Raw genomic sequence first — 3,725 nt, 5'->3', positions numbered from 1 at the left:
TCGTAAGCGGATACATAGCTCTATTGGTTATTTGACACCACAGCAAAAGGAGGATGAGGAACTTAAAAAAACAGCATAATCTTTCGACTTTTTTTGTCCAAAGTATTGACATAGATCCATATAAGGATTCACCATTGAGCAGGATGAAGCGGAGATAAGGAAATGCCGTTGCTTGGTTTTTGGTCCATGCAACGGCATTTGGAGTGGTTCAGATTCAATTTTTAGGTGTATAAGCCGGAATGCCCGGGACAGTGCGCTCTTGATTCGTAGCAGAGTTGCTATGCGTTCTTCTTATTTCTGTTGCGCTGTGCCACGGAACATCTGAACGCCTTAAACATTGCCGGGGACAGTTCCGGGGAATCTTCATCAAATTGAATTTCCCGCTTGGCCGCCGCCCTGACTTCCTCCAACTGTTCCGGCGTAGGAACCTGGCCATCCTTAATTGTAAAAGTTTTGGTCATAATAAAGCCTCCTTTCACTTTCCGTTGCCAATCTTGCGGAGATTAACCGGATATTCTCCCCTCGCTCGGTAAATACAACAAACAATAAATCGCCAACCATACCGATTGCAATATAACGGTCTTCTTCCATACTATGCTCGAAATCATACATCTCTATGTAATGTTCATCCCGAAAAACGTATGAAGCTGTTTCAAAAGAGATTCCATGTTTTTGGCGGTTGATACGTTCTTTTTCCTCGTCCCATTCAAATTTTAGTTCCATATAATTTTCCTCTTTCAAATAAACACGGCATAGTCTACACAAGTATGCCTTTGCTTTGTAACGGATTTTCAAAGTCCCGATAAATGGGAATTTGAAACTCTATTTTTGAGTGAGAATATGCCAAACATCATCACCAATAAATCCACATTTTCTATATAGGCTCTGCGGATTGGTCGGATTATTCACTTTCCCTGATACGGTTGCAAATTCAGCTATACCCTGCATTTTTAACAACAAACTATTCACTATCAACTGCCCATAACCTTTCCTTCGATAATGAGGAAGTACTTGTATCCACTCTAAAATCAATTCATTAGTTTCCCTGTCATAGTCGGCTATTCCTCCTGCGACAATATTATTTGAATTTTGTTCCTTAAATAAAATCCACAAGTCAGGGCAATAAACAGGAGTTCTGCGATAACTTTCTATTTGTTCTTTGGTAATGCTTATATCACTATAACTTGCATTTATGAGCCAAACAAATTCATTTATATTGGACGAGCCAGACACTGGTTCTACATCAGTCAAAAATACTTGACCGATATTTTTTAAATTATGATATAGCCGAAAATATGGCTCATCTTTGTAGCCTCTAAGCATTCCAACAGAAAAATCTCTATCATGAATTATTTTCATATTTTGGGGCACAGCGAGTTCTTTTGATTTCCAATATGGAATACTTAAAGTACCACATGGGTCATTCACATATTCTTGTAATAAAAGCATAGAACATATCTCCAAAAATCCCAATTTATCGTCTAAAATAATTCTACCACATATCTATAAATAAATCATCTCACTTTTTATGATTTTCTCCGCCCGGTTGCGGATATTGTTCATCCGGCCTACCCATTCAAGCTGGTTCCGGGCTTTCAGTTCCTCGGTCACTCCCTCGGCGGCTTTCATCTGCTCCATGATTAAGTCCAGCCGTTCCTCCGCCTGCTCGTTCAGGTCGGCAAGGTATGTCCACAATTTCCCGGTCAGGATAAGGGAGCTGTACCGTGCCGGGTGTTCCTGTTTGAGATATTCCCGGTGCAGCCGCCCGTAGCGTCCGATGGTGCGGTTCTCCTCCGGCAGCTTCAAGTCCGGGATGTAGTAGTCGCCTACCAACGTATAATGAAGTCCATTATTCTCATCATAAATATGTTTTTTCAATTTATCCATTTTGTTAATCTCCTCATTCTGGTTTTATGGCTACAAGTCTGACTCTCCAGAAATATTGGTAAATCATTGGTAAAATCGAGTAAGAAACACAGAGAACATTAGATTTATAAGCATTTTACCATGACCAACAAATCCTGCCGTGGCATATGAAATGGCAGGAAAGGAGGCGTTGGGATTTGGGCGGCAATTACGAAAAAAGCATTTACAACCAGCTCATGGGAGTGATAGGACGCCTTGACGCGGTGGAAAGGGACCTGAAGTGCTATAATAAAGTTGTAACGGGAGTGGCTAATGAGATATAATTAAAATTATAAGAAAAGAGGTACTCATTATGCCGCAAAACTACACACCCGAATTCAAAAAGAAAATCGTTCGCCTCCATGAGGAGGAAGGCCGCACCTATAAAAGCATCACTGCCGAGTATGGAGTGTCCAAGGCCAGCATCTCCAAGTGGTGCAGCGAATTCAGCAAAGAATGCCAGCTGAAAGCCCAAGCCAATCCTGATGCCCCAAATGAAATGGAACTTATGAAAGAGAACCTCCGTCTGCGAAAGGAACTGGAAGATGCCAAAAAGGAGAATCTCTTCCTAAAAAAGCGGCGGCATTCTTTGCGAAGGAAATCGATTAGAGGCTTATCGGTTCATTGACCAACACCATAAGAAATACGGCGTCCGCTGGCTGCTGAAGCGGCTGGGGATCTGCCCGAATGCTTATTACAACTACCGGAAACACCGGAAGGCGGGTTATCGTGCCCGAAAAGCGGAGGTCCAGGAGCAGATCAGGGATATCTACCACAGCCATAACGGCGTGGACGGTTACCGCAGCATGACAGCTTATCTGGAACGCAGGGGATACCGCTACAGCCGCACGACTGTCCATAAATATATGAACAGGGAACTGGGCCTGCACTCCATCGTCCGCCCCAAAAAGCCAGGCGCAAAGCCCGGGAAGCCTCACAGGATATTTGAAGATAAGCTGAAGCAGGACTTCACGGCGAAGGAAATCAACAAAAAATGGTGTACGGATTTCACTTACTTGTTTCTGAAAAACGGAGATGTGCGCTATAACTGCACCATCATAGACCTCCATGACCGCAGCGTGGTGGCCAGCATTACGGACCGGCGGATTACCAGCGACCTTGCAGTCCGTACCCTGCGGAAGGCCCTGAAATCACAGCCAGGGCCCAAAGAAGGGCTGATCCTGCACAGCGATCAGGGCTCCCAGTTCACATCAAAAGCATTTGTGGAATTCTGTGAATCATCTGGTGTGACTCAGAGCATGAGCAAGGCTGGATACCCATACGACAACGCACCGATGGAACGGTACTTCAACACTCTGAAGAACGAATGCACCAATCTGTATGAATTCAGGACGGAGGAGCAGATGTACCAGACAGTGGAGGAATTCGCCTATGCCACTTATAACCATGTGCGCCCCATTCCTACAACGGATACAAGACCCCCTTCGAAGCACGGTGCGCCTAGTGACAGGCACATGGCGCCACAGCCTGTTCCAAGATTCCGAGCCGGGGGAAGGAAAGCAGCCACCCCTCTGGGGCTTGCCCTTGACAGCCGCCCAAAGGGATATTACTCTCCCAAATCCAACGGCGGCCACAAGGTAAAAGTCTGTTCCTGAGTTCATCGCCGTTGGTACCCAACTGACAACATCCCTTTGGGCGGCTGTCAAGGGTGGCGGAAACTGCGGATATCCTAACGGTAAGCAGGTAGATTTTTTTAGCCACAAATGTTACAAAAAAGCTTGACCACTACACAGTACAGGATATTTTTCACCGCTTTTATCCGGCATACCTTGATCAGTATTCACCTTCCCCTGTACAGG

Annotated in this window: 5 protein-coding genes and 1 pseudogene; 2 read left to right on the top strand and 4 right to left on the bottom strand. The window is 45.0% G+C overall.

Features of this window, described 5'->3' with window-relative positions; translation table 11 throughout:
- Nucleotides 1-278: 278 nt before the first annotated feature.
- From D5281_RS24310 to D5281_RS24295, 4 genes are all read right to left on the bottom strand, one after another.
- Nucleotides 279-461: a hypothetical protein gene (locus D5281_RS24310; RefSeq protein WP_016284131.1), complete on the bottom strand. Its 183-nt coding sequence runs from the start codon at nucleotides 459-461 to the stop codon at nucleotides 279-281.
- Nucleotides 439-723: a BrnT family toxin gene (locus D5281_RS24305; RefSeq protein ID WP_160562444.1), complete on the bottom strand. Its 285-nt coding sequence runs from the start codon at nucleotides 721-723 to the stop codon at nucleotides 439-441. The genes D5281_RS24310 and D5281_RS24305 overlap by 23 nt, the downstream gene beginning before the upstream one ends.
- Before the next feature lie 99 nt (nucleotides 724-822).
- On the bottom strand, nucleotides 823-1,449 hold the full coding sequence (locus tag D5281_RS24300) for a GNAT family N-acetyltransferase (RefSeq protein WP_160562443.1): 627 nt from the start codon (nucleotides 1,447-1,449) through the stop codon (nucleotides 823-825).
- A 54-nt stretch (nucleotides 1,450-1,503) separates the two neighbouring features.
- Nucleotides 1,504-1,887, bottom strand: a complete 384-nt coding sequence (locus D5281_RS24295) for a TnpV protein (protein ID WP_160562442.1) — start codon at nucleotides 1,885-1,887, stop codon at nucleotides 1,504-1,506.
- 176 nt (nucleotides 1,888-2,063) lie between these two features.
- Here D5281_RS24295 and D5281_RS26285 point away from each other — a divergent pair, with 176 nt between their 5' ends.
- Both D5281_RS26285 and D5281_RS24290 read left to right on the top strand, forming a co-directional pair.
- Complete coding sequence (locus D5281_RS26285; protein WP_277935604.1) at nucleotides 2,064-2,189, top strand: hypothetical protein; 126 nt, start codon at nucleotides 2,064-2,066, stop codon at nucleotides 2,187-2,189.
- A 29-nt stretch (nucleotides 2,190-2,218) separates the two neighbouring features.
- A pseudogene (locus D5281_RS24290) lies at nucleotides 2,219-3,370 on the top strand (IS3 family transposase).
- Nucleotides 3,371-3,725: the final 355 nt, after the last annotated feature.

The organism is Parablautia muri (genome assembly GCF_009917485.1).
Taxonomy (GTDB): domain Bacteria; phylum Bacillota; class Clostridia; order Lachnospirales; family Lachnospiraceae; genus Suilimivivens; species Suilimivivens muri.
This window is presented reverse-complemented; position numbering and strand designations above follow the sequence as displayed.

Bases quoted from the DNA above. Each gene is read 5' to 3' on its own strand.
- D5281_RS24310 (WP_016284131.1), bottom strand. From the start codon at position 461: ATGACCAAAACTTTTACAATTAAGGATGGCCAGGTTCCTACGCCGGAA.
- D5281_RS24305 (WP_160562444.1), bottom strand. From the start codon at position 723: ATGGAACTAAAATTTGAATGGGACGAGGAAAAAGAACGTATCAACCGC.
- D5281_RS24300 (WP_160562443.1), bottom strand. From the start codon at position 1,449: ATGCTTTTATTACAAGAATATGTGAATGACCCATGTGGTACTTTAAGT.
- D5281_RS24295 (WP_160562442.1), bottom strand. From the start codon at position 1,887: ATGGATAAATTGAAAAAACATATTTATGATGAGAATAATGGACTTCAT.